The following is a 25,700-nucleotide window of genomic DNA, read 5'->3' on the forward strand; positions in this document are numbered from 1 at the left end:
CGGCCTCTTGACGGCAGGGCCCCATGATCGACCTTCTGCTTCCGGCCGCCTCGGCAGCCCTGCTGATGACGGCGGCGCTCAGCGCGCGGCAGGTCCGCTTACCCGGGCATCGCGATCTGGCGCTGTGCCTGGCTGCCGGCGCCGCCTGGTTCCTGTTCCAGGCCGATACGCGGCAGTTTCAGATCCTGTTGCCGGTGCTTTTCACTGGCCCGATCCTGTGCAATCGCGCCTTCCGCGCCGCCTTTGACATGCGCCGGGATCCGGCCTGGCTTGACGCCGTTCTGGCGGCCCTGCTCGTGCTGGAAGGTGGGCTGGGCTATGTCTGGCCGCATCTGGGATGGGCGGCGCGCGGGTTCGATATGCTCAGCCTGTTTCTGTTTGCCGATGCTACGCTTGTGGTGTGGCGCGGCCTGCCCGACGACCTGGTCGAGGCGCGCCGTCACCTGCGGCTGTGGCTTCTGGTCCTGGGCGCCGGGATTAGCCTCGCCGTATCTTTGGCCGCCACCTTCGGCTACGGGCATCTCGCAGCCTGCGTCGGCGCCGTGGCGGTGCTGGGCCTGTGCCTGACAGCCGCCGCCTTCGGCCCGCAGCTTCTGGCGCCCATCACGCAGGCCGCACCCGCCGTGCCGCGTCCGCTCGATGATCGTGAACAGAAACTCCTGACACGCCTGCGCACGGTCATGAGCGCCGAAAACCTGTACCGCGACCCAGGCCTTACCCTATCGCGACTGGCGCGCCGGCTCGACATCCCTGAACACCGCCTGCGCAAGGTCATCCATGCCGGGGAAGGCGATGGCCATTTCAGCACCTATGTCGCCCGGTGGCGTCTGGCCGAAATCAAGGGACATTTCGATGACCCGGCGCGCGACGGCGATACCCTCCTGAGTCTGGCGGTCGAGGCCGGCTACAGTTCGCTGTCGGCTTTCAACCGCGCCTTCAGGATGGCCGAGGGTACGACGCCCAGCCTTTATCGCGCGGCGCGCAAGGCGGCGCGTACAGCGAACACAACGGCTGCGACCACGGCCAGGGCCGACGGCACCAGCGCGGCATAGAGGGCATAGCCGGGCAGGAGCGTCCCGGCGGCGACCGACACCAGGGCGCCGACCAGGCTGGTCATGCGAAAAGCGTGTTCGGCCGGGTTGAGCCGCCGCCGCCAGTTGGTCGGAAACACGGTGCGCAGGATATCCCAGCCGCCGTAAAAGGCCACGCCGCCGACCGTGGCATAGACCCGCGCGGGCTCCCAGTTGACGGCCGTGCCGCTGCGATACAGTGCCAGCAGACCGGCTGCCAGGACCAGCATAGCAAGGGCAGGCAGCAGGTCGGCGGGCCGGCGGCCATTGTCCCTGAGCCGCAGGGCGCGAATGCCGGCCCACAGGTGATAGCTGACCAGCAGGGTAACACCCAGCAGATCGGCCTTGCCGCGAAACAGAACGGCGCCGGCCAGGGCTGCCACCATGCTGATGGCGACAATGGTGACGGTGATCCTGCCGAGCCGGCGGTGCATCGCGTCGCCCTTGCGACGGGCCAGCAGGACAAGGCCCAGGACAATGGCGATGCAGCCCGTCGTGACATGAATCAGGATATTGAGACTATGAAGGGATGGCATGCGGCGCTCCGTAAATGGAGCTTCGGTGACATCACCTATGTGCGGCCGTGGCTGCGCGATTTCAGAAATCGCTCAGTTACAGGGAGCGGAATTTTGCCCGGGAATTTGCCCCCTCTTATCGCTCCTCATTATACATTCCCAAAAATTCTTCGAATTTTCAGGGATGTATAGGTTGCTTATCGCTTGACCGACATAAGCCGGTCTGTCGGTTTGCCCGGTCGCTCGGCGTAACCGTGCTGATAGACCTGGTCGATCAGGGCGCGATGCGAGGGCAGGTCACGGACAGCCTGTTCGCCGATCATGTGGATCTTGTCGAAGATCGCCTTGGCTTCGGCGGCCTTGGGGTGGCTGGACGCCTGGGCAGAGATATCGGTCGCGAAGTTCATGCCGTACAGAATGTACTGGTAGTTGAAGTAAGCAAAGGTATCGATGTCGTCCATGATGTCGAAACGCGACGGCATGCGGTACTTCCACATGGCCAGCAGTTCGTTCAACTCGTCGGGAATTGTCGCCGGATCGGCATTTTCGCGCCAGAAGGTTTCCTGGCGTTTGGTGACGCAGTAATGCAGCTTCAGGAAATTGACCAGCTTCTCGTTACGCAGCGTCATCAACCGGTTGAAGATGGCGGCATTGGCATCGATCGGTCCGGCATGGGGGAAATATTCGGTCAGCATGCCGATCGCCACCTCGATCATCATGATGCCGGTCGCTTCCAGCGGCTCGAAAAAACCACCCGACAGTCCGATGGCAACGCAGTTCTTGATCCACTGGGTCTCGCGATAGCCGGTATCGAACTTGATGACCCGTGTCGTGAAATCGGTCGCCGTGGGCCCGACATAGGCGCGCAGGATTTCCTCGGCGCGATCGTCGCTGCTGTGGTCGGAGCTGTAGACATAGCCGACGCCGCGGCGAGCGTTCAGGCCAATGTCCCAGGTCCAGCCGGCCTCGTGACCGGTCGACACGGTATAACTTTCGATCGGCGCGTCCGGCTCAGGATAGGGCACCTGGCAGGCGATGGCGCGATCGGTCAGCAATTGCCGCCGCACCGATTTGAACGGCGATCCGAGCGCCTTGCCCAGTAGCACCGAGGCGAAACCGGTGCAGTCGATATAGAGATCGGCGATCAGTTCGCCATGGCTGTCGGTCATCACGCCGGCTATGGCGCCGTCATCGCCCAGGCGCACGTCGGTGATCCGCCCCTGCAGATGGGTGACGCCCAGGGTCTTGGCATGACGCGATAACAGGCGCGCCAGCTTGGCGGCATCGAAATGGTAGGCGTAGTTGAGGGCGCCGCCGAACCGGTCCTCATACAGGCGTTTTGGGGCGCTGCGGTTTTCAGCCACGCGCTTTTGCAGCGTAACGGCCTGGGCGAACGGCACGCGGGTCTTTTCGTCCTGCAACAGCCAGTAGGGCAGGAGGCCGGCGCCCTCGACAGGATAGGGCGGATCGAAGGGATGGAAATAGTGGCTGTGCCGCCCGTTTTCCGGCGTCTTTTCCCAGTCGACGAAGCGGATGCCCTGTTTGAAGGTGGCCGTCGATTCACGCAGGAAGGTGGCTTCATCGAGCCCCAGGGTCCGCAAGGTGGTGCGAATGGTGGCGAAACTGCCCTCGCCGACGCCGATCGTACCGATTTCCGGCGACTCGACCAGGGTAATCTGCGGGCTGGTAGGGCCGCCTTGACCCAATACCTTGGCCAGATAGGCGGCGGTTAGCCAGCCGGCCGTGCCGCCGCCGCAGATCAGGACTTTACGAGGTGGGGCCATGTACGATTCTTATGCATGTGGGCTTGAATTGGTACTATACCATGCATACCAGAGGACAGCAAGATATCGACCGTCTTAACGGAACCAGACGACGATCGCCCCGGTCACCGCCAGCAGGCCGATCGAAAGGACGCGATAATTCTGATACCATTTGACGGTCTTCAGATGCTCGGTCTCGGCGCGCCACACGTCCTTCGAGAACATCAGCGGCGCGATGCGGACCACGTCGGGCGCCGGCGCCAGGAAACTGCCGCCGATAATGGCGGCCATGGCGATCAGGAAGATGACCATGGCAGCGTCGAGAAAATGGATCGGGATGGCGTGGAAATGGATGGCGTCGGCAAACAGGACGATGCTGGCCGTCGTCCCGGCGATCAGTCCGGCGGCGGCGCCGGCCTTGTTGACGCGGCGGATGAACAGACCGGCGACGAAGACGGCGGCGATCGGCGGCACGAAATAGCACAGGACCGCCTGCAGATACTGCCACAGCGTATCCTTGAAATGGATGATCTGCGGCGCCCACAGGATCGACAGCACCATGATCACCGCGGTCACGATCTGGCCCGTGCGCACCAGGCCCTGTTCGCTGAGATCCGGCTTGAGGCGATGGATGAAGTCCATGGTGATCAGGGTCGAGGTCGAGTTGTAGATGCCGGCCAGGCCCGACAGGATGGAGATCAGGCAGGCGGCGATGATCAGCCCGGTCAAACCGTGCGGCAGGATGTCGAAGACGATATGCGAAAACACCTGGTCCGGATGGTCGAGATGGGGAAACAACAACAGGGCGGCGGCGCCCGGAATGATGACCAGGAACAGGTTGGTCAGCTTCAAAGCCCCGCCCAGCAGCGAGCCCCAGCGGCCGTGGTCCAGGGACTTGGCGGCCAGAACGCGCTGGACCATCATCTGCGATGTGCACCAGAAATAGAAGCCGATGAGCGGCACACCGGTCAGCAGGCCGGTCCACGGCATGGCGTAGTCGCTGCGCGGCCGCACCAGGCTCAGCTTCTCGGCCGGCACCTGGGTCATGACCGTATGCCAGCCATGGGCCGCGTCGATGGTAAACCAGGCGAGGGCACCGCAGGTGACGATCATGATCAGGCCCTGGACGGACTCGACCATGATGACGGCGCGCAGGCCGCCGGCGATCAGGAACCCACCGGCCAGTATGGCCAGCAGGGCGCAGACCTGCCACAGCGGCCAGTCGGGCACCATGATCTGGAACAGGACGGCGCCGGCGAACAGGGCGCCGGCGGCGTCGAGAAATATGCCGAGCAGACAGGCCAGGCCGGAAACATAGGTGCGGACAAAGCGGCCGTAGCGCAGTTCGAGAAATTCCGGAACGGTAAAGACCTGGGACTTGATATAGGTCGGCAGGACGAAGGCGCAGAAGATGGTCAGTACGACGGCGGCCATCCATTCGTAGTTGAAGACACTGATACCGTGGGCGTAGGCGCTGCCGGTCAGGCCGACCAGCGACGTCGCCGAGATGGTCGAGGCGTAGAGGGCAAAGCCAATCTTAGGCCAGGACGCCGACTGTCCGGCCAGGAAATGATCACGGGCTTTCAGGGATCTATGGCGGTCGCGCACGCCCATGAAGATCAGGACGGCGATATAGGCTCCGAAGACAGCAAGATCGAGCAGGCTGAGCGTGCGCGCCGGAGTCATTGTGCCGTCCCTGTCATTTTCCGTCTATTGTCAGTAGTTTGGCAGTGGTGGGCGGACTAGACCACAGATTCGTAAAATGAAAAGGCCTATTCGTCCGGTGACGGGTGGCCGCTTCCCCTGGGAAGGCATGAATACGAAACCACGGTGTGGCGCACAAAAAAGCGCGCCGGATCGGAACCCGGCGCACTTTTGATCAAAATTGTCGCGGAGCCTACTGGCCCATGCCCGTCGACTTCAGCGCCACTTCGGACGTGATATCCTGGGCGGACTTGCCGGACAGGGTCGATTTGACCTGAACCGCCTTGATCGGCGCGGTGTCGGCCTTGTTGACCGCGGCGATCAACTGGGTGCGCGCTTCACCGGTCGGCGAGACCGTGGTCGGCTGCATGGCGGGTTGAACGGGTACGTCGACCATGGCGACCTGGGCTGCATTCAGGGCATCGCTTTCCATCGGCGCAGCGTCGTCGCCGGCCTGGATAACCTGCGGCATGGAATCGGACGGAACGACAACGCCGTCGCCGCCGATACGCGAGCCGCGGCCACGGAACTGATAGAAGACGTGGTTGCCGACCTGGGTCACGCGATCCATGGTGCCGGACCAGCCAGGATTGACGCCGGTGGTGTGGAAGTTGGTCGCCGTGCCGATGGCCGTCATGACGTAGCCGCCGAGCGCAGCATTGGCGATATCTTTGGCGCGGCGCCAGGCCCAGCCTTCCAGCGGACGGCCCATGGCGCCGTTGCAGACGAAGCTGAACTGGCATGAGGTACGCAGGTAGGCGCCCTGATAGACGACGTTGCAGATCGTCTTCGGGTAGGCCGGATGACGGACGCGATTGAGAATGACCTGGGCAACGGCGCGCATGCCGTCGACGCCTTCACCACGCGCTTCATAATAGACAGCCTGGGTCAGGCAGTCGGAGTCGTTCTGGGTGTGCGCCTTGAAGGCAAAGGCCGACGCTGCCGGAGAGGCGTGATTGGCGACCACGGGTGCCGTGGGAATATCCAGGCTGGCGCGGATGATGCTGGCGCCCTGCAGACGGTGGTCGTCCGATGTCCGGATGGTGGTCAGGGTTTGCGACAGCGCGACATTGGGCGCGTCGCCCGTGCCGGCATAGTGCGAAAAGCGCATGGCGATGTTCATGGCCGTCAGGCTGACCGGCTGCGAGTCCGTCGCCGCTTCCAGGCGATGGATGTCGTCCTCGTCGATCCGGCCGTCTTCGCTGACCGAAGCCAGTTGCATGATGCGGCCGGCCGTATGACGGGCGGTCGTGTCGTGCACCAGGGCGCCGCCGATATAGGCCGAGCCTATGGATGCGCCAATAAGAATACCTATGGAACTTGCCGCCATGAGTGCACGTCTGCGATAACGTGCGATTGTGATTGAACCCAAGACTATCTGGTCCTCTGTGGCGAGGGCTGTCTGCCCCCCGGGAAGTGCGTCTGACCGGGACATCCACCTTCTGGTGTTCACGTCTCGTGCCAGCGTCAGATAGGCGCAACCGAACTTGGATGGCCGCGCCAAGCGGCTCTCATAGGGGGCAAATATGGCGCAAATGTGTTAAATTGTGATTAACAGCCCGTTAGGGATAGTTTAACCTATCGTCACATAGGGAATGTGTAAGCATATAGGGCGTTATACACGAAGCTTAAAACATTTCTATTGACCTGTAAAATGAAGTATTCAGCGGTTTGATTATACGGGCGAGCGATTCTTTATTATTTGGTTTTTCTTTATAGTCGTATTTTTATGAAGAGAAACTTAACTTAAGAATGCGTTAAGGGTGACTTTCGTCGGTATTTTTATCGCACCTGCGTACAGGCCCGGCGGGGCGGTTGGCATAACGGACTGGAATCATAACGGAAATCACGCCGTGTTACAGACCACGCTGACAAGAATTGACGCTGCACCGCGTCAGAATCACTTCGCACCGCTTCGGCTACGTCAAGGTGTCGCAGGCAAAAAGAAGCCGCGGAATTTTTGTCGCTCTCTTTCATTTTTTTCCCTCGGCCTTATGTTACGTTCATGAACCGTTCCCCGCAAAACCCCGGCGTCTCCGATAATTCGGGCGCGTTTGTGGCCGATTTTAACCCAGTCCACCCGGTCACCTGGGTCCCGCACCGGCCGCAGCGTCCGGAAAAGTCGGAAGGTGGGCGGCGTTTCCGCCTGGCGGCGCCCTATGAACCGGCCGGCGACCAGCCGACAGCCATCGCGGAACTGATGGAAGGCGTCAATGCGCATGAGCATGATCAGGTCCTGCTGGGCGTCACCGGCTCCGGCAAGACCTTCACCATGGCCAAGATCATCGAGCTGACCCAGCGTCCGGCCCTGATCCTGGCCCATAACAAGACCTTGGCCGCCCAGCTCTACAGCGAGTTCAGGGCCTTCTTTCCCGACAATGCGGTCGAGTATTTCGTCTCCTATTACGACTACTACCAGCCCGAAGCCTATGTCCCGCGTACCGACACCTATATAGAGAAGGACTCATCGGTGAATGAGCAGATTGACCGCATGCGCCACTCGGCGACGCGGGCGGTCCTCGAACGGGACGATGTCATCGTCGTAGCCTCGGTGTCGTGCATCTACGGTATCGGCTCGGTCGAGACCTACACCGCCATGACCTTCGAGCTGAAGGTCGGACAGTCGATCGATGAAAGCCAGTTGCGCGCCGATCTGGTCGCTTTGCAATACAAGCGCAATGACCAGGCGTTCGAACGCGGCACCTTCCGGCGGCGCGGCGACGTCATCGAGATCTATCCGGCCCACTATGAGGATCGCGCCTGGCGCATCAACATGTTCGGCGACGAGATCGAGTCGATCCAGGAATTCGACCCGCTGACCGGCAAGAAGTCGTCCGACCTGACTGAGGTAAAGATCTATGCCGCCAGCCACTATGTCACGCCGCGCCCGACGCTCAACCAGGCGATCGATCGCATCAAGGCCGAATTGAAGACGCGGCTGGAGCAACTTCACTCCGAGGGCAAGCTGCTGGAGGCCCAGCGCCTGGAGCAGCGCACGACCTTCGATCTGGAAATGATGCAGGCGACGGGGGCCTGCGCCGGCATCGAAAACTATTCGCGCTACCTGACCGGACGCGGGGCCGGCGAGCCGCCGCCGACCTTCTTCGAATATTTGCCGGAAAATGCGCTTTTGTTCGTCGACGAAAGCCACGTCTCGGTGCCGCAGATCGGCGGCATGTACCGCGGCGACTTTGCGCGCAAGAGCGTCCTGGCGGAATACGGCTTCCGTCTGCCGTCGTGTATGGACAACCGGCCGCTCAAGTTCGAGGAATGGGACGCCATGCGACCCCAGTCGATCTACGTCTCGGCGACGCCCGGGCCATGGGAAATGGGACGCACCGCAGGCGTCTTCGCCGAGCAGGTCATTCGCCCGACCGGCCTGATCGACCCGCCGGTCGAGATCCGCCCGGTGCACAAGGACGGCTTCAGCCAGGTCGACGACGTCATCGCCGAGGTCCGTGAAGTCGCCAAACACGGTTATCGCTCGCTGGTCACCGTGCTGACCAAGAAGATGGCCGAAAACCTGACCGACTACATGCACGAGCAGGGAATCCGGGTGCGCTACATGCACTCCGATATCGAGACCCTGGAGCGGATCGAGATTATTCGTGACCTGCGTCTGGGCGCCTTCGACGTGCTGATCGGCATCAACCTGCTCCGTGAAGGGCTCGATATCCCGGAATGCGGTTTCGTCGCCATTCTCGACGCCGACAAGGAAGGCTTTTTGCGCAGCGAAACTTCACTGATTCAGACGATCGGACGGGCCGCCCGTAATATTGACGGCCGGGTTATTCTGTACGCCGATCGAATCACCGGATCGATGGAGCGGGCCCTGGCCGAGACCACGCGCCGTCGTGAAAAACAGACGGCCTATAATATAGAACACGGCATAACACCTGAAAGCGTCAAACGCGGCATTTCGGATATTATCGACAGCCCGTTCGAGAAGGGTGATCGAGTCCAGATTCCCATGGGCGTGGCGGAGAGTGACACGAAACCGTTTCTCGGCTCGAACTTCCAGGCGACGCTCAGGGATCTGGAAGCGAAGATGCGCGAAGCTGCCGGCAATCTGGAATTCGAGACGGCAGCCCGTCTGCGCGACGAAATCAAGCGCCTGAAGCTGCTCGACCTGGAGTTCGCCAAGGACATGATCGGTGGCGATTAGAATCGCGCAACGGCGTGCCTGAGGCAGGCGTCACACACCTGCCGATGAATCGAAAAAATCAGGCCTGTTGCGCAATATTCATACTGGATTTTTATCTCAAATAAGGTGACTTTAAGGCATCTGCAAAATGGTCGGGCTGACTCGCCAGGGAGCCGGGTAAAGAGGTTGTTAACCTTGTGCGCGGAAACTTGACGGTACTGACACCGAGTCTGGGGTAAAAGATGCGTAGGACAAGATTAAACGTGGTGCCGCCTGTTTCCAAAGAGGTTGCGCTGGGTCAGGTCATCGACGGAGACAAGGTCATGAGCCTGCCCGCCCACGTGGCACACAAGGCGAGTTTCGATGAGACTCCCGCCACCGTGCGCGAAAGCCGCACGTCACGTGTTCGTCGCCTCCAGGAAGAGGCCCGGGCGCTGGCGCGTGAGCAGATCAGCGAGTTTGAAGTGCTGATCGACGCGACGGCCAAGATGGCGCTGGAAATCGCCGATGGTGGTGAAGTCTATTCGATCGGCGCCCGTGAAATCTGTCGTCGTCTGGCTGACGAACTGCCGCGTACGCTGCAGACTTTGCAGGTGATTTCAAAAAAAAACTGAGTCCGGGACAGTTCTGAGCCGGCGATAAGTCGTCGGCAAGTATCTGTGCACATGTAACGCCGGTTATAATATAACTCTGGCATGGACTCATAATTTCCCCTAGGATTCGGCTCTGTAAAGGGGATTTCCATGGTTCTGACCTGCCGGTCACCGGCCCTTGGGGGGCGGCTTCTTGCGTTCGCACTGATCGGGCTAACCGGTCTGGTGTCGGGCTGTGGCAAGAAACCGGCGGCGCCTCCGGCGCAACCTGCCGTGGCACCCGCCCCTGCCAAACCCGCCATTCCGTTACCGCCGCGCACCCCAGGCCTGTGGGAGATGACCCTTACGGAAGAGGGCAGCGAAGATTCGCCGCAGATTCTGCAGATCTGCATCGATGCTGCGACCGATCTTCATCTTGGTATATTGGGCACCGATCTGTCGGGTGACCGCTGCCGCAAGACGGTCAGCAAGGTCGATACCGGCTGGGGCGTCCTGGCGGCCTGCGACATGGGCAATAATGTCAGCAACGAATATTCGGGTTCGATCACCGGCGACTACACAACCGACTACACGATGAAGCTGCGCTCGCAGACGACCAATCCGCAGTCGCCGCAGGGCAACCGCGTTACCAACTATGCCGTGGCCGCCAAACGGCTGAGCGCCTGCGAAGCGGATCAGCAACCGGGTGACGTGATCAATGACGGCGTCAAGTTCAACCTGTTCGACATGGCGGGTCTGCGTCCCAGGAGCTCGGCCAATACGACCGCCAGCGCTGCGCCGGGCAACCCGGACGATGTGGTCGACTAAGGCCTAAACCAGCCAGGCCTTGGGATTGGGATAGGCGCGGTTATGGAACAGGTGGTTGAAGCCCATGACGCAGCGGGCAGCGACCCAGCCCAGCACCGGCATGACGGTCAGGAAGGTGGCCGAGATTTTCACCGCTTCTTCGGATATTCCTGCGCGGACCAGACCAGCGATTATCGCCGGCATGAACAGCATGAAGATGATGATCATGACCAGGGTCGGTGCGATACCTATCCAGAAGGTACGGGCCTGGAACTGGTAGTGGCTCTTGATCCAGTCCGGAGTCTTGTCCGAGTCGGCAAATGTGGTGAGAATCAGTGCCAAAATACCCGTCAGGCCGAACGTCAGCACCATGAAGAACAGCAGGGCATAGATCAGCATGGCCATGCCGCGGCCGTCGGCGAGAAAGGTCGCGAGTTGACTGGCGGTGCTGGCGGGTTTGGTCATGCGTAAGTCCTTGTGCGTCCGTTCAACCTAATACGGCGGACCTATGCTGCATAGCAAAATCTAGGCCAGATCCGGCACCAGCGGCGCCAGGTCCGTCACCCCGATATCGAGACCCATCTGGCTGAGAAGGGTGGTGATTTGCCCGCGATGATGGGTCTGATGATTGAAGACATGGCTCAGCACGAGGCCCAGGGTCTTGGTGAACGGCTCGCCGCGCATATTGCTGTAGACCAGAGGTCCGGCGATATCGGAGTCCGACAGCCCATCGATAAAGCGGCGGATCAGGGCGTCGAGTTCAGCCCGTGACGGCGCGAACGATGCCATATCGTAATGCAGCGTATCGGTCAGTGCCGTCGGACGGGGCAGGGACTCCAGCTGTGCCAGGGCAGCACCATAGGGCTGAGGCCGCATCCGGTTCAGCCACACCAGGTCGGCCACCATCAGGTGGTTCAGGGTTCCGAGGATCGAGCCGAAAAAGGCGCCGCGCGATTCCTGCAACTGCGCCGTCGGTATCGGCGCCAGAAGCGCTACAAGCTTCGCGTTCATCACTTCGTTGTAGCGCGCCATCAGGCTCAGATGGTCTTTGAAGGCCAGTGCCATATCCGCCTCAATGGGTGTAGGTAACCGTCACGCCGGCGCGGTCGGCATCGCTTAGCGCTTCCGGCTTGTGGATTGACAGTTCGACCCTTTGGACATGCGGCAAGTCTAGCAAGGTTGTCGCCATATCCTCGGCCAGGGTCTCGACCAGGCGGATATGGCCGCGGGCGATATAGTCGCGGGCGATTTTGCCAACCAGTTCGTAATTCAGCGTGTCCTTAAGCCCGTGAATGTCGTGCAGGCTGAGATCGATCAGTGCGTCAATGACCAGCGGCTGGGTGCGGCCGTGTTCATGGTCATAGACGCCGATGGCGGCCTCGACCTTCAAACCCTGAACGAATATCTGCCGATGTATGATCACGAAAACGTCCCCCAGGAGTCGACCGGTAACAGGTCGTTGAGGCTCATATCGGCGCGGTGACACCATTCGCCCAGCCGGATAGGGCAGGTCGCGACATCGTCCGGCGTCAGGATAATGCTGTTGGTTGGCGTCTCTTCGATCTCGAAACGGACGCATTCGAAATCCGGCCGGAAGGCAGCCAGTATGGCGTTGAGCTTCATATAGAGCGCCGTCGCTACCGCCTCGGTCGTCGGGTCGCCTTCGATGACCAGCAGGCGCGGCAGCAGGTCCGGCTCATGATCGCGGAAATAGCCGAGCATCGGGTCGTCGTGCCCCAGTTGGAAGGCATGATCCAGGGCGTCGTCGACAAAGCCATGCCAGTGCCGCTTCAGGTCGGCGAAGCTGGCCGTGTAGTTGGCATTACCCCAGTCCATGCCGGCGGCATCCGCTTTCTGCTGCAGGCTGACCGCGACGAATTCGTTGTGGCCATGCGGCGTCATGCATTTCGATACGGAATCGAAGCGCAGGCGGTGGGCCATGGAAAAGCGGCGTTTGAACTGGATCAACATGCGGAAAGACCTTTGGGGCCTTCAAGCGCATATGGGGGCGCAAGTCAATTCACGCCCTGCTACATAAAAGCGCTGGAGGGTTTGGGGAAGCTGATCTACGGATGGTTATTCCCGTTTCGAGAGCCGACATGGACAGTGCGATCAAACCCTTCTACGCCATGGACATCAGCCGCCTGGCGCACCGTCTGAAGGGGGAGGGACGCTCGATCATCCATATGGAGTTCGGCCAACCCTCGACCGGCGCACCGAAAGACGCCCTGGTCGTCGCCCACACCATTCTCGACAGCGAAGCCATGGGTTACTGGGAAAGTCTGCCGCTCAAGACGCGGCTGGCCAGGCATTATCGCGACAGCTACGGCGTAACCGTCGATCCGGACCGCTTCATCCTGACCTGTGGGGCTTCACCGGCCCTGTTGCTGGCCCTGATCTCGGGTTTCCCCGCCGGCGCGCGTATTGCCATGGCGCGGCCGGGCTATGTCGCCTACCGCAATACGGTCAGGGCGGTGCATATGGTCCCGGTCGAGATTCCCTGCGGCGCCGATGTTCGCTTCCAACTTACCGCCGCCGCCCTGGCCGCGCTCGACCCGGCGCCCGACGGTGTCATTGTCGCCAGCCCCGCCAATCCGACCGGGACGATTATCGAAGCTGCCGAACTGGCGGCTATTGCCGCCGTGTGCCGTGCGCGTGGCATCCGGATCATTTCCGACGAGATTTATCACGGCCTCTCCTACGTCGAGCCGGCGCATTCCCTGCTCGAATTCGCCCCCGAGGCTCGCGTGGTCAGCAGCTTTTCCAAATATTTCAGCATGGTCGGCTGGCGTCTGGGCTGGTTGCTGGTGCCGGATGACGAAATCCGTCACGTCCGGGCCTATTGCAGCAACCTCTTCCTGACCGCGCCGTCGCTAAGCCAGCATGCCGGCCTGGCGGCGCTCGACTGCCGCGACGAACTCGAAGGCCATGTCGCCACCTACGCCGCCAATCGCCGCCTGTTGCTGGACGCCCTGCCGGCCATGGGCTTGACCTCGATCGCGCCGCCCGACGGCGCTTTTTATGTCTATGCCAACATTGCCCACCTGACCGACGATAGCCTGCAATTCTGCAAGGAGCTGGTGCTGGCGACGGGGGTGGCGACAGCGCCGGGGATCGATTTCGATCCCGTCGATGGCCGCCGTTTTATTCGCTTCAGCTTCGCCGTCTCGACTCCCGAGGTCGAGGAGGCGATCAGGCGCTTGACCGGATACTTCGCCGGGTTGCCGTTAACAGGCCAGGCACAGGTCCGCGGATAGGGGCAATCCCGCTCGCGACGGGCGCTTGCGCAGATCGCTGGCACAGGCCCGTAGCGCGTCGGTTTCGCCCAGGATGCGTTCGACAATGACGATCAGGTCTTCGCCGGCCGCCGTCAGGCCCGTGATGCGCTTGCCGCGCCGGACGAAAATATCGACACCCAGTTCGATTTCGAGCTCGCGGATACGCTTGCTGACGCCGGACTGTGACATGTAGAGGGCATTGCCGACTTCGGTCAGGTTGAAGTCGCGGCGCTGGGCTTCGCGAACAAACCTCAGTTGCTGGAAGTTCATCCTACACCCGATGCAATGGCGGCAGCTTATAGCTGCGGTCGAGAATGGCCGTGCCCGGCTGGTAGGTGCGCAGGATCAGCTGGAATCGCCCGTCCGGCGCCGGCAGCCAATTGGCGGTATCGGCCGGCGCGTCCTTCTGGATCAGAAGGGTGAGCGAACCGTCCACCCCCGGCTCAAGCCCTGGCGTACGGTCATTGATGGCGTAGCGGTTGATCGGATTGTCGACGAGAAAGAAGTCAGGGCCATACAGGATCAGTGACCAGAAGGCCTCGACCGGCGGCAGTTGGCCAGCCGGGAAGGTGAGGCTGTAGCGGTTCTGTCCCGACAAAGGCTGGCCGTCGGCATCGCCGGTCGCCGAGAAATACAGGGCTTCTTCGGCAATATGCGCCCCGGGTCCGTAACGGTTGACGCCAGCGCGAACGAGGGGATCGGCGATAAACTTGCTGATATGAAAATTGACGCGCCAGCCATTGATGACCTCGGCCGGGTTGCTGGCCTGGACACGGGCCCATGCGCGCGCAAAGGCTTCACCGAGGACAGCGTCGCTGAGGGCGCCTGACTGACGGCGCTGGGCATAGGCATCGGTTCCGAGACCCAGGGCAGACAGGCTTGCAAAGGTCTCCGCTTCCCGGCCGGTCGGCGGCCAGGCGCGAACCCGCCGATCCAGCTCGTCGAAATAGCCGGCTCCCGCCGCCTTCAGATCGAGCACCGGCAATATGTTCAGGACATCTTCCTGGACGATGCCGCCCGTTCTGCCGGCTGGATAGGTGGACAGGGGTGCCAGGGTATAATGGAGCTGCAGGTCGGCGGCCAGGGGCGCGTCGGCCTCTCCGCGCACCAGGGTCCGGGTCAGGGCGAAAACCAGCGGGGTCGGGGCGGAAATCAGCCGGGTGCCCGCCGGCAGGCTGCCGGTCCAGCCCGGTGCTGCGATGACATAGGTTCCGGCCCGGGTGCCGGTCTCGCGGCGGCCGACATAGGCGAAGGTGTTTTCGTAGGCATCGACCAACTGGATCGAATAGTAGCGATCGCCGGTATCGGGCACATCGAGCACGATCGGCTCCTTCGCCAGGTCCAGCCAGGCAAAGCCATAGATGGTGTCGACATTGGGCCCGGCCACCTTGAGGCTGGGCGTGGCCAGCTTCGGATTCAGGTAGAAGCGGTTGAAGCCGATGCCCGACTGCCGCGACAGGTCGAGATAACGGCCGGTCTCGACCAGAGGCAGTCCCCAGATGGCGGCGGCTTCGGCGACAGCGGAAAAATCGTCAGCGGCAAAGGCCGGCGGGCTGCCCAGGGCGGTGAGGGCGCCCATGCCGGCGGCCGCGGTCAGTATGTGGCGTCGCGACAGTGCAGGTGAAGAAGAGGGCAGATTCGTGGCCATGCGACGACGGTCCTTTTAAGCGTGAGTCAGGGGAAAGGGGCCGAGCGGCGTCGTCGCATTCACAAGGCGTAATACAACAGTAAATTAGTGGTGATTTACGTCAAAAGAGAAATTCTAAATTCTGGCGGCAGAATTTTTCCAAATCTTGTTGCGGCGCAACCAAGTTGTTGAATTACCTCAGTTTTGAAAATTAAGCCGAGCTATTTCAGGTGCTTATGACAAATGGTCATTTGGCTGGGGCCGACTGAGCTTTTCTAATGAACGCATTCCAGGCGCCGATCGTCGTCTGGCCGAACGCCGGGAACCGCCTGGCGACGGTGCCCATTTTGCGCTCATCTGAGGAAGTTTCATGTCTGTCTTGTTATCGTTCCGACCCCGGGATACGCGTTACCGGAAACCCCGGCTAAGCGCGGCCCTTCTTCTGGCGTCGACCGCTCTTAGCTTGGGCTTGGGCGTCGGTGCTGCCCACGCCGAAGACACGGCAGACGCGGCCGCTGAAATTGCCGCCGCCGGCGGAGGCGCGATCGAAGTCGTCGTCACCGCCCGTCGCCGCAGCGAAAGTGTCCAGCGCGTGCCGATCGCCATCTCGACCCTTTCGGCCTCGCAGATCGAGGGCAGCGGCGCCTACCGCCTCGACCAGCTCAAGCAATTGGTGCCCAGCGTCCAGACCCTCACCTTCAACCCGCGCAACGCCAATGTCAGTATCCGCGGCCTGGGTGGCAATGTCTCCCTGACCAATGACGGACTGGAGCAGGGCGTCGGCTTCTATGTCGACGACGTCTATTACGGTCGCCCGGGCCAGTCGCAATTCGACCTGGTCGATCTGCAGCAGGTCGAGGTGCTACGTGGACCGCAGGGCACGCTGTTCGGCAAGAACACGACGGCCGGCGCAATCAATATCGTGACGAAAGAACCGTCCCAGGTGTTCGGCGGCACGCTGGAAGCGACCGGCGGCAATCTCGGCTACCAGCAGATCAAGGGCAGCATCACCGGCCCGATCGTCGACGGCAAGCTGGCCTTTCGCGCCTCGATTGCCGGCACCCATCGCGACGGCTATGTCCACAACCTGCATGATGGCCGCGAACTGGGTGGCTACGACAACCTGACCGCCCGCGCCCAATTGCTGGCCACGCCGACCGAAAACCTGAAGATCCGCGTCATCGCCGATTACGGCCTGCAGCGCCAGGATTGCTGCATCGGCGTTGTCGTCGGGGTCGCCAATACCCGCGTCGACGGCACGCCCCTGCCCAATGACTACTATGCCCGTGCCGCCCGCGTCGGCTATACCGTCCCGGCAATCGATCCCTATTCCTACAATGCCGATATCGACTCGCGCGTCCGTACCCAGATGTACACGGCGGGCCTGTCGGCCAAGGTCGAATATACCACTGACAGCCTGAGCTTTACCTCTATTACCGCTGGCCGTTCCTGGGACTGGAAGCCGGAAAACGACGCCGACGGCATCGGCCTGCCCGCCATTCGCCAGGCGCGGATTATCGACCACCAGAAGCAGCTGTCGCAGGAATTCCGCATCGCCTCGCAGGGTGAGCGGACCATCGACTGGGTCGCCGGCGTCTATTACTTCTGGCAGAAGGTCGATGGCTATTCGACCTTCTGGTACGGGCCCTACGCCGCCAGGTGGAACCTGCCGCCGGTCCTGTATCCGACTCCGGAACAGGCCGCCCTGGCTACGGCCGCGCTCGACGACTACCAGATCGCCGCCTATTCGCGCCCGGAGACCAAATCCTGGGCCCTGTTCGGCCAGGCCAGTTGGAACGTCTCCGAACATTGGGAGCTGACCGGCGGCCTGCGCTATACGTCTGAACAGAAGACCGGCGTCTATGAACAGCACGTGGTCGGCGGCGCCCCGCTCGACAGCTTCGCGCCGGCCGACCAGGCCTATGTCACCAAGATCCGCAACCTGGTTGGCGCCGGCAACGCCTATACGGTCGACACCGACGAAAGCAATGTCTCGGGCCTGCTGACCGCCAACTACCGCTTCAGCAAGGACATCCTGGCCTATGCCAGCTATCAGCGTGGCTACAAGTCGGGCGGGCTGAACCTGTCCAACCTGGCGCCCAGCGTTCCCAAGGCGGTCGAGCCGGAACAGGTCGATTCGTACGAGCTGGGCTTCAAGTCGAGCCTGCTCAACCGCAACCTGACCTTCAACGTCGCCGCCTTCAGCACCGACACCAAGGACTACCAGACCAACGTCTTCGACACCCAGCTGTTCACCACCTATATCGCCAATATCGGTCTGGTGCGCTCGCAGGGTATCGAGAGCGACATCCGCTACCGTCCGACCGAAAATCTCGGCCTGTACCTGTCGGTCGCCTATACCGAAGCCGAATACGCCGATTACAAGCAGGCGCCGCCACCGGTCGAATATACCGGCCTGCTGCCGGCGACGGCGAATTATATCGACCTGTCGGGCCGCCAGTTGCCGGGCGCGCCGAAATGGTCGGCCAGCTTCGGCGCCGATTACAGCCACCCCCTGCCGGGCAGCCGCTACGAGCTGTTCGCCGCCGCCGACGCCAACCTCAAGTCGGCCTTCTTCGCCACGATCAACGACTCGGCTTCGTCGCGCATCAACGGCTTCACTGTCGTCAATGCCCAGCTGGGCGTGCGCAGCCAGGACGGCACGGACAGCCTGACCCTGTGGTCGCGCAATATCGGACAGGCCAAATATTTCGAAACCCTGGGTGCCGGCACGGCGGGCGCGTCCGGAGTCATTACCGGCATCCCGTCGCAACCGCGCACCTATGGCCTGACCCTGCGCCACAAGTTCGGAGGCTAGACCGTCATGAACACCAAATCCGCTTCCGCACCGGGCGTGCGGCTTCCAGCCTTCACCTGGGCCGCCTTGCCAGCCAGATTTCCCGACTGGCTGCGCAAGGCGGCGCGCGAGCCGCTGGTCCATTTCATCCTGATCGGCGCTGCCCTGTTCGCCGCCAGCGAAACGATAGAGCACTACACGACGCGTTATCGCGTCGTGGTGACGCCGGAACGCGTCGACCGGCTGAAAGACACCTTCCGCCAGCAGTTCGGCCAGGCGCCGACCGACGGCCAGCTCCACACCCTGGTCGACAACTATGTCCGCGAGGAGATCGAGTATCGCGAAAGCCTGGCGCTGGGCCTCGACAGTGACGACGAAATCGTTCGTCGCCGCCTGGTTCAAAAATACGAGTTCCTGCAACAGGATCTGCAAAGCCTGCAGACCCCGTCGGATGCCACCCTGCACGCCTGGTACTCGGATCATCAGGCCGCCTATGGCGAGCCGGAGCGCCGCGCCTTCACCCACGTCTATTTCACCCCGGACAAGGGTGATGATGGCCTGGCCCTGGAACGCGCCAAGGAGGCATTGCCGCGCCTGATCGCATCGCACGCCGAGCGTGCACCCGAAGCCGGCGACGTCTTCCCGGGCCCCAGTGACCTGGCTGATTTGACTCAGGGCGACGCCGAACGCCTGTTCGGCGCCAGTGCGCTCAGCCACGAGCTGTTCACGGCCAGACCCGGCGAATGGGTCGGTCCTTTCCACTCGGGTTTTGGCTGGCACCTGGTTCGCGTTACCGGCGTGACCCCTGCCAAACCCCAACCCTACGAAGCGGTCGCCACCCGTGTGCTCGACGATTGGCGCGCCGCCCAGCGCGAAAAGATCAACGGCGACACCCTGGCCAAGCTGCGCAAGTCGTACAACGTCGTGGTCGAGGCGGCAAAATGACCCAGTCGGCCACCAGCACCCCCGTCGGGCTGCACCTGGATAAACGTCTCCCCCTGCGTGCATTTCGGCAGGCAATTAAAGCACAGTCCTCCACCGCTTGCGGGGGAGGTGGCGCGAAGCGCCGGAGGGGGCAACTCGAGACGTTCAGCTTGGCGCAACGCGTCGCTGATAAATGCGCAATCAGTCCTGCATCGCATAAACAACAATTCCCCCCTCCGTCGGCTTCGCCGACACCTCCCCCGCAAGCGGTGGAGGACTGGCTTGGTGGTATAGCCCCAACACTCAGACTTATACTCGCGACAGTGTTCCTGCTCCTGACCGGTTTGGCCGCCGTTGCCAACGCCCACGAGGTCCGCCCGGCCTATCTTGAAATCACCGAGCGCACCGATGGCCATGTCGACGTGCTGTTCAAGCAGCCGGCGACGGCCAGCCTGGCGGTGCGTCTCGATCCCGACATCTCCGGCGGCTTGTTGTCGGGCCAGCCCACGGTCGAATCCGGACCCGGCTACCAGACGCGCATCTGGCGCGATCTCGATGCCGGCAAGACAGGCCTCGGCGGCCGCACGGTTACGGTCCATGGCCTTGACCGCTCGATCACCGATGCCCTGGTCGTCATCCACTATGCCGATGGCCACGATCTGCAGCAGCTCCTGCGGCCGCAAGCGGGCACTCTGTCGCTCGATCGGCGCGGCAACAACCTACCGATCGCCACCTATGTCGGCCTGGGGATCACCCACATCCTGACCGGCTACGATCACCTGCTGTTCGTGCTCGGCCTGGTCCTGCTGGTCCGCGGCATACCGACCCTGCTCAAGACCGTCACCGCCTTCACTGTCGCTCACAGCATCACCCTGGCCCTGACGGCGCTGCACGTCATCACCGTCAAGCCGGCCCAGATCGAAGCCCTGGTCGCGCTCAGTATCGTCTTTGTCGCCGTCGAACTCACCAACTTCGCGCGTGGTAAGACCAGCGTCACTCAACGCTGGCCGTGGCTGATCGCCTTCGCTTTCGGTCTGCTGCACGGCACCGCCTTCGCCGGCGCCCTGGCCGAGATCGGCCTGCCCAGGGACAACATCCCGCTGGCCCTGCTTTTGTTCAACGCCGGGGTCGAGATCGGCCAACTGATCTTCGTCGCCGTCGTCCTCCTCGTCATCTTCCTCCTCAAACGCGTCAAATTCACCCGTCATCCGGCGCTCATTCACGCACCGAATTACGTCATCGGCGTCTGCGCCACCTTCTGGGTGTTCGAACGCCTCCATGCCGCCCTTCATTAAAATCTCAGGGATATCCACCATGAAAACCAAGCTGCTCTCTACCGTCGCCCTGACCGGCCTGGCTGTCGCCATCGTCGCCGGCGCCGGTTTCGCCATCGCCCGCCAGCAGGCTGTCACAGCCGCCGTACCCGTTGCCGCTCCGCCGGCTTCGACGGCGCCCGAAGACCGTCAAGCGTGGTATGGCGACCTGCACCTGCACACCACCAACTCCTTCGACGCCTATGTCCTGATGGGTACCAAGACCACGCCGGATGAGGCCTACCACTTCGCCCGCGGCGAGGAGATCAATTATCTTGGCGAGAAGGTCCGCCGCGGTGAACCGCTCGATTTTCTGGCGGTCACCGACCACTCGGAAAATATCGGTGTGTTCAATGAATTGGACGATCCGAACAGCGCCCTCTCGAAAAGCGAACTGGGGCAGCGCATTCTGAAGGCCAAGGCCGAGGGCAAGCTCGACCTGACCGCCAAGCGTGATGGTGTATCGGAAGCCCTGGCCCTGATCGGTCAGCTGCTCAAGGGCGACATTCTTAAGGGCATACCCGGCGTCAATATCGCCGATCTCACCTCCTCGGCATGGCAACGCGAGATCGACGCCGCCAACCGCAACTACCAGCCCGGCAAGTTCACCACCTTTATCGGCTATGAGTGGAGCTCGATGCCGAACGGGCAGAACCTGCACCGCAATGTCATCTTCCGCGGGAGTGCGGCGCCTCACCCGTTCAGCTCGATCGATTCGTCGAAGCCAGAGGACCTTTGGTCATGGCTGACCAAGATCCGCGGCCAGGGCTTCGAGGCGCTTGCCATCAGTCACAACGCCAATGCCTCCAACGGGTTGATGTACGACTGGACCACGCTGGATGGTCGCCCGATTGACGTCGCCTACGCCACCCTGCGCAGCGAGAATGAGCCGCTGACCGAGATTTCGCAGAACAAGGGCACGTCGGAAACCCATCCCAGCCTGTCGCCCAATGACGAGTTCGCCGGCTTCGAAATCTTCGACCGCCTGCTGATCTCGCCGCAAAAAAGCCGCCCGGCAGGCTCCTACACCCGCGATGCCCTCGGCAAGGGCCTGGTCATCAACGAAAAGATCGGCGCCAATCCGTATAAGTCCGGCTATACGGGCTCGGCTGATTTCCACGGCGGCCTCAGCGTCTCCTCAGAAAAGGACTTCGGCGGCAATATCGGCGGCGCCAATGTCGGCGGCGGCAAGACATCGGTCGAAGCGGCCCGGGCGCTGCTGTCGCCGTCAACCGATCCGGCGGCGTTCAACGCCACCATCACCGGTTCTGCCGGCCTGACCGGCGTCTGGGCCGAGCAGAACACCCGCGAGTCGATCTATGACGCCTTCCGCCGCAAGGAGACGTTTGCCACCTCGGGTACGCGCCTCAAGGTGCGTCTGTTCGGTGGCTGGGACTTCGCGCCCGGCTTCGACAAGAAGAGCGACGCCGTGAAACAGGCCTATGCCCATGGTACGCCGATGGGGTCCGACCTGCCGGCGCGTCCGGCGAATGCCGGCGCCCCATCCTTCCTCGTCTGGGCTCTGAAAGACCCCAATGGCGCCAATCTTGACCGTGTCCAGATCGTCAAGGTCTGGGTCGAGAACGGCGTCCAGAAGGAGAAGGTGTTCGACGTCGCCTTCGATGCCGGCCGCGGTCATGACGCGTCCGGCAAGCTGAAGCCGATCGGTAATACGGTCGACCTGAAGACCGGCGCCTATACCAATACCATCGGTTCGGTCGCCCTGCAGACCACCTGGCGCGACCCGGAATTCAAGGCGTCGCAATCGGCGGCCTATTATGTCCGCGTGCTGGAAATCCCGACACCGCGCTGGACGACCCTGCTGGCGGTCCAGAATGGTCTGCCTCTGCCAGATGGCATTGCGGCGACCATCCAGGAACGCGCCTGGTCGTCACCTATCTGGTACACGCCGAAAGCCTGAGCGGCTGCATCCATCAGAGCAGCAAAGACGTAATATACAAAGGTTTCGCCCTCCTCGCGTGCGGGGAGGGGGGACCGCTGAAGGCGGTGGGCGGGGGAATACGACCAGTCGAACCGCTCGGCATGTCGATTTTTCCCTCCTAAAGGACCTCACACGTGGACTCCCTCCCTGCCACCGAGCAGGTCATCAGCACCGCCTCGCCGAGCGACGATACGCCGGTTATCTATGTCTGGGGCCGTCGCAACCGCGAAGTCGGCAGGGCGACCTCGGCGAGCGAAGGCGTGGTGACCTTTTCTGACTATGCCCTGCGTCCCTTGCTGCGGCCAGGGGAACTGTCCGAAGTCGTGCCCGGCCTGGCCGCCACCCAGCATTCGGGCGAGGGCAAGGCCAACCAGTATTTCCTGCGCGGCTTCAATCTCGACCACGGCACCGACTTCTCGATCTTCCTCGACGGTGTGCCGCTTAACCTGCGCACCAATGCCCACGGCCAGGGCTATCTCGATATCAACACGGTGACCCCGGAACTGATCGGCAGCATCAGCTATCGCAAAGGCACCTACTATGCCGATACTGGCGATTTCTCGGCCGCCGGTACGGCGTCATTTAACACAACAGCCAGCCTGCGGACCTCGTCCCTCCAGGTACAGGCCGGTGGCAACGGTTATGGCCGTCTGGTGGGGGCTTGGCGTATTACCGACGACGCCTATGTCGCTGTCGATGCCCAGCGCAATGACGGCCCGTGGACGACGCCGGAAGATCTGCACAAGCTGGGCCTGCACGGTAGCTACCGTTTGGGCGCCTGGCGGATTAGTGGACTGTACTACACGGCCGACTGGAACTCGGCCGACCAGATACCGCTACGCGCCGTTGCCGCCGGGACCTTGTCGCCGCTGGGCGTCATCGACCCGTCGGACGGCGGCCGTAGCCAAAGGACGATCCTGTCCGCCCGCCGCCAGACCGACGACAGCGACCTCGTTGTCTATGCCCAGGCCTACCGGCTGAACCTGTGGTCCAACTTTACCTATTTTCTCGATGACCGCGAGAACGGCGACCAGTTCGAACAGGCCGAACGACGGTGGGTCGCAGGCGCATCCGCCAGCAAGCGGTGGCAGGTGTCGCCGGGTCTCGACCTCTCGACAGGCGCCGATCTGCACTATGACGATATTGGCCGGATCGGGCTATATGCGACAAAAAGCCGGCATAGGCTGGCGACGCGGCGCGAGGATGCGGTCACGCAGCTGTCGGCGGGACTGTGGAGTCGCGCCGACTGGCAGACGGGTGCCTTGCGCACCAGCCTGGCCGTGCGGCTCGATACCTTGCGCAACCAGGTCGATGCCGCCGATCCCGCCAATTCCGGTACGCGCGGCCGCACCATAGCCAGCCCGAAACTGACACTGGCCTACCGACTGTCGCCATCGTGGGAGTTTTACGGCGACTGGGGCCGGGGCTTTCACAGCAACGACGCCCGCGGCACATTGGCGGCCGTCGATCCGGCGCCTCTGTTTGCTGCCGCCACCGGATCGGAAATCGGGGCGCGCTTCGAACGTGGTGGGCTGTCGGCCAGCCTGACGGCGTGGGCGCTCGATCTCGATTCGGAACTGGTCTATTCCGGCGACGCGGGTGATACGGAATCGAGTGCGGCCTCGCGCCGGCACGGCGTCGAGTTCACTGCCAGCTATACGCCGGTCAGGGCGCTCAACTTCGATTTCAGCTATGCCGCGACCCATGCCCGCTACGTCACCGGTGAGCGAATCCCGAACGCGCTCGACTACGTCCTGACGGCAGGCGTGACGGCCAAGGCCGGCCCGCACGACACGTTCGAAGTCACCTTCCGCCGTCTGGGACCCTCTGCCCTGATCGAAGACGATTCAGCACGTTCGCGGACCTCGACCCTGGTCAATGGGGCGTGGAACCACGAATTCGGCCGCGCCGCCCTGACCCTTGACGTGCTGAACCTGCTGGATAGCGGCGACAACGACATCACCTATTTCTATGAGTCGCGCCTGGCCGGGGAAGCTGCCGGCGGGGTGGCCGATGTCCACTTCCACCCCCAGGAACCGCGTCAGCTCCGCATCGGCCTGAAGTTCAGCCTGTAGGCAAACCTCTACAGATAGAACTGGACCATGGTCGACAGGCCGACCGGCTTGATTTTCGACGCATTTCCGGCCGCGCCGAACTGTTCGAAGCGGTCCTCGCAAACCTTCTGCATCATGGCATAGGCCGGCTTGAAATAGGTCCGCGGGTCGAACACTTCGGGGTTCTTGACGAAGGTCTCACGAATGCCGGCCGTGATGGCCAGGCGCAGATCGGTGTCGATATTGATCTTGCGCACACCCATCTTGATGGCCTTTTGCAGTTCTTCGACCGGCACACCCCAGGTTTGCGGCATGTTGCCGCCGTATTCGTTGATCATGTCCTGCAGGTCCTGCGGTACCGACGACGAACCGTGCATGACCAGGTGCGTGTTGGGCAGGCGCTTGTGAATCTCGGAAATGACGTTCATGGCCAGGACGTCACCGTCGGGCTTGCGCGTGAACTTGTAGGCGCCGTGCGACGTCCCCATGGCGATGGCCAGGGCGTCGACATTGGTCCGGGCGACGAAATCGACCGCCTGGTCCGGATCGGTCAGCAGTTGCGAATGGTCCAGCACGCCTTCGAAGCCGTGGCCATCCTCCGCCTCGCCCATGCCGCTTTCCAGCGAGCCCAGCACGCCCAGTTCGCCCTCGACCGAGACACCGCAGGCATGGGCCATTTCAACCACCCGGCGCGTCACGTCGACATTGTAGTCGTAGCTAGCGGGCGTCTTGGCGTCTGCCATCAGCGAGCCGTCCATCATCACCGACGTAAAGCCATGCTGGATGGCCGAGGCGCAAGTGCCGACGCTGTTGCCGTGGTCCTGGTGCATGCACAGCGGAATTTCGGGATAGATCTCGACCAGGGCATTGATCATGCGCTTCAGCATCAGATCGTTGGAATAGGCGCGGGCGCCGCGCGACGCCTGGATGATCACTGGCGACTGCGTCTTGCGCGCCGCCTCCATAATGGCCAGGCCCTGTTCCATATTGTTGATATTGTAGGCGGGCATGCCGTACTGATACTCGGCCGCGTGGTCGAGCAATTGACGTAAACTGATACGAGCCATTTAACTTCCCTTTTCAATGCGGCCCTGTGGCAAGGCCGGTCAGACGCATGACGACGGTGGTCTTTGACCTGTTTTTTCCGTCGTCGTGCAAATATCGAATTCATTTCCCCTTACTGTACTGTA

General features: G+C 62.2%; 21 protein-coding genes. 10 read left to right on the plus strand and 11 right to left on the minus strand.

The features are described 5' to 3' along the window. Positions 1-23: 23 nt before the first annotated feature. The gene (locus AC1DXO_RS11495; RefSeq protein WP_476978281.1) at positions 24-1,052 is read left to right on the plus strand and encodes a helix-turn-helix transcriptional regulator; all 1,029 of its coding nucleotides are present in this window, start codon (positions 24-26) and stop codon (positions 1,050-1,052) included. On the opposite strand, the gene AC1DXO_RS11500 is transcribed toward AC1DXO_RS11495, so the two are convergent. From AC1DXO_RS11500 to AC1DXO_RS11515, 4 genes are all read right to left on the minus strand, one after another. Then, on the minus strand, positions 968-1,606 hold the full coding sequence (locus tag AC1DXO_RS11500) for a DUF2306 domain-containing protein (protein ID WP_476978282.1): 639 nt from the start codon (positions 1,604-1,606) through the stop codon (positions 968-970). The two genes, AC1DXO_RS11495 and AC1DXO_RS11500, sit on opposite strands and share 85 nt — an antisense overlap. Positions 1,607-1,782: 176 nt before the next feature. Then, positions 1,783-3,369: a tryptophan halogenase family protein gene (locus AC1DXO_RS11505; protein ID WP_476978283.1), complete on the minus strand. Its 1,587-nt coding sequence runs from the start codon at positions 3,367-3,369 to the stop codon at positions 1,783-1,785. Positions 3,370-3,444: 75 nt separating this feature from the next. Beyond that, positions 3,445-5,034 carry a sodium:solute symporter family transporter gene (locus AC1DXO_RS11510; protein ID WP_476978284.1) on the minus strand — a complete coding sequence of 530 codons (1,590 nt, stop codon included), beginning with the start codon at positions 5,032-5,034 and terminating at the stop codon, positions 3,445-3,447. Positions 5,035-5,245: 211 nt separating this feature from the next. Further along, positions 5,246-6,382 carry a cell wall hydrolase gene (locus AC1DXO_RS11515; protein ID WP_476978285.1) on the minus strand — a complete coding sequence of 379 codons (1,137 nt, stop codon included), beginning with the start codon at positions 6,380-6,382 and terminating at the stop codon, positions 5,246-5,248. 675 nt (positions 6,383-7,057) lie between these two features. On the opposite strand from AC1DXO_RS11515, the gene uvrB reads away from it, so the two are divergent. The 3 genes from uvrB to AC1DXO_RS11530 all read left to right on the plus strand — a co-directional run bounded on the left by uvrB (position 7,058) and on the right by AC1DXO_RS11530 (position 10,596). Further along, positions 7,058-9,217, plus strand: a complete 2,160-nt coding sequence (gene uvrB, locus AC1DXO_RS11520; protein ID WP_476978286.1) for an excinuclease ABC subunit UvrB — start codon at positions 7,058-7,060, stop codon at positions 9,215-9,217. Between the two features lie 302 nt (positions 9,218-9,519). Beyond that, positions 9,520-9,810: a hypothetical protein gene (locus AC1DXO_RS11525; RefSeq protein WP_476978287.1), complete on the plus strand. Its 291-nt coding sequence runs from the start codon at positions 9,520-9,522 to the stop codon at positions 9,808-9,810. 129 nt (positions 9,811-9,939) lie between these two features. Next, entirely contained in the window at positions 9,940-10,596 is a 657-nt protein-coding gene (locus AC1DXO_RS11530; protein WP_476978288.1) for a DUF3617 domain-containing protein, read from the plus strand. Positions 10,597-10,599: 3 nt separating this feature from the next. Here AC1DXO_RS11530 and AC1DXO_RS11535 read toward each other — a convergent pair whose 3' ends face one another. The 4 genes from AC1DXO_RS11535 to AC1DXO_RS11550 are packed head-to-tail and all read right to left on the minus strand — an operon-like array spanning position 10,600 to position 12,546. Beyond that, positions 10,600-11,040 (minus strand): hypothetical protein, encoded by a 441-nt coding sequence (locus AC1DXO_RS11535; RefSeq protein ID WP_476978289.1) that lies wholly within the window; start codon positions 11,038-11,040, stop codon positions 10,600-10,602. A gap of 60 nt (positions 11,041-11,100) precedes the next feature. After that, positions 11,101-11,640 carry a DinB family protein gene (locus AC1DXO_RS11540; RefSeq protein ID WP_476978290.1) on the minus strand — a complete coding sequence of 180 codons (540 nt, stop codon included), beginning with the start codon at positions 11,638-11,640 and terminating at the stop codon, positions 11,101-11,103. Between the two features lie 7 nt (positions 11,641-11,647). After that, positions 11,648-11,998, minus strand: coding sequence for a dihydroneopterin aldolase (gene folB / locus AC1DXO_RS11545; RefSeq protein ID WP_476978291.1), 351 nt, complete (start codon positions 11,996-11,998; stop codon positions 11,648-11,650). Continuing rightward, positions 11,995-12,546 (minus strand): 6-carboxytetrahydropterin synthase, encoded by a 552-nt coding sequence (locus AC1DXO_RS11550; protein WP_476978292.1) that lies wholly within the window; start codon positions 12,544-12,546, stop codon positions 11,995-11,997. Before AC1DXO_RS11550 ends, folB begins: the two co-directional genes overlap by 4 nt. A 128-nt stretch (positions 12,547-12,674) precedes the next feature. On the opposite strand from AC1DXO_RS11550, the gene AC1DXO_RS11555 reads away from it, so the two are divergent. Continuing rightward, entirely contained in the window at positions 12,675-13,832 is a 1,158-nt protein-coding gene (locus tag AC1DXO_RS11555) for a pyridoxal phosphate-dependent aminotransferase (RefSeq protein ID WP_476978293.1), read from the plus strand. On the opposite strand, the gene AC1DXO_RS11560 is transcribed toward AC1DXO_RS11555, so the two are convergent. Together AC1DXO_RS11560 and AC1DXO_RS11565 are read right to left on the minus strand one after the other, a co-directional pair. Next, complete coding sequence (locus tag AC1DXO_RS11560) at positions 13,803-14,123, minus strand: LysR family transcriptional regulator (RefSeq protein ID WP_476978294.1); 321 nt, start codon at positions 14,121-14,123, stop codon at positions 13,803-13,805. The two genes, AC1DXO_RS11555 and AC1DXO_RS11560, sit on opposite strands and share 30 nt — an antisense overlap. 1 nt (position 14,124) lies before the next feature. Then, a complete protein-coding gene (locus tag AC1DXO_RS11565; RefSeq protein ID WP_476978295.1) occupies positions 14,125-15,501 on the minus strand; it encodes a DUF1254 domain-containing protein in 1,377 nt (458 codons plus the stop codon). 349 nt (positions 15,502-15,850) lie between these two features. Between AC1DXO_RS11565 and AC1DXO_RS11570 the strand changes: the two genes are divergently transcribed. From AC1DXO_RS11570 to AC1DXO_RS11590, 5 genes are all read left to right on the plus strand, one after another. Further along, positions 15,851-18,298: a TonB-dependent receptor gene (locus tag AC1DXO_RS11570; RefSeq protein ID WP_476978296.1), complete on the plus strand. Its 2,448-nt coding sequence runs from the start codon at positions 15,851-15,853 to the stop codon at positions 18,296-18,298. A 6-nt stretch (positions 18,299-18,304) separates the two neighbouring features. Further along, positions 18,305-19,222 (plus strand): peptidyl-prolyl cis-trans isomerase, encoded by a 918-nt coding sequence (locus tag AC1DXO_RS11575; RefSeq protein ID WP_476978297.1) that lies wholly within the window; start codon positions 18,305-18,307, stop codon positions 19,220-19,222. A gap of 302 nt (positions 19,223-19,524) precedes the next feature. Continuing rightward, positions 19,525-20,496 carry a HupE/UreJ family protein gene (locus AC1DXO_RS11580; RefSeq protein WP_476978298.1) on the plus strand — a complete coding sequence of 324 codons (972 nt, stop codon included), beginning with the start codon at positions 19,525-19,527 and terminating at the stop codon, positions 20,494-20,496. 19 nt (positions 20,497-20,515) lie between these two features. Next, positions 20,516-22,435 (plus strand): DUF3604 domain-containing protein, encoded by a 1,920-nt coding sequence (locus AC1DXO_RS11585; RefSeq protein WP_476978299.1) that lies wholly within the window; start codon positions 20,516-20,518, stop codon positions 22,433-22,435. A 155-nt stretch (positions 22,436-22,590) separates the two neighbouring features. Beyond that, complete coding sequence (locus tag AC1DXO_RS11590; RefSeq protein ID WP_476978300.1) at positions 22,591-24,531, plus strand: TonB-dependent receptor; 1,941 nt, start codon at positions 22,591-22,593, stop codon at positions 24,529-24,531. Between the two features lie 8 nt (positions 24,532-24,539). On the opposite strand, the gene fba is transcribed toward AC1DXO_RS11590, so the two are convergent. Continuing rightward, positions 24,540-25,577 carry a class II fructose-bisphosphate aldolase gene (fba, locus tag AC1DXO_RS11595; RefSeq protein ID WP_476978301.1) on the minus strand — a complete coding sequence of 346 codons (1,038 nt, stop codon included), beginning with the start codon at positions 25,575-25,577 and terminating at the stop codon, positions 24,540-24,542. Positions 25,578-25,700: the final 123 nt, after the last annotated feature.

Source organism: Asticcacaulis sp. P2_C5 (genome assembly GCF_056404555.1).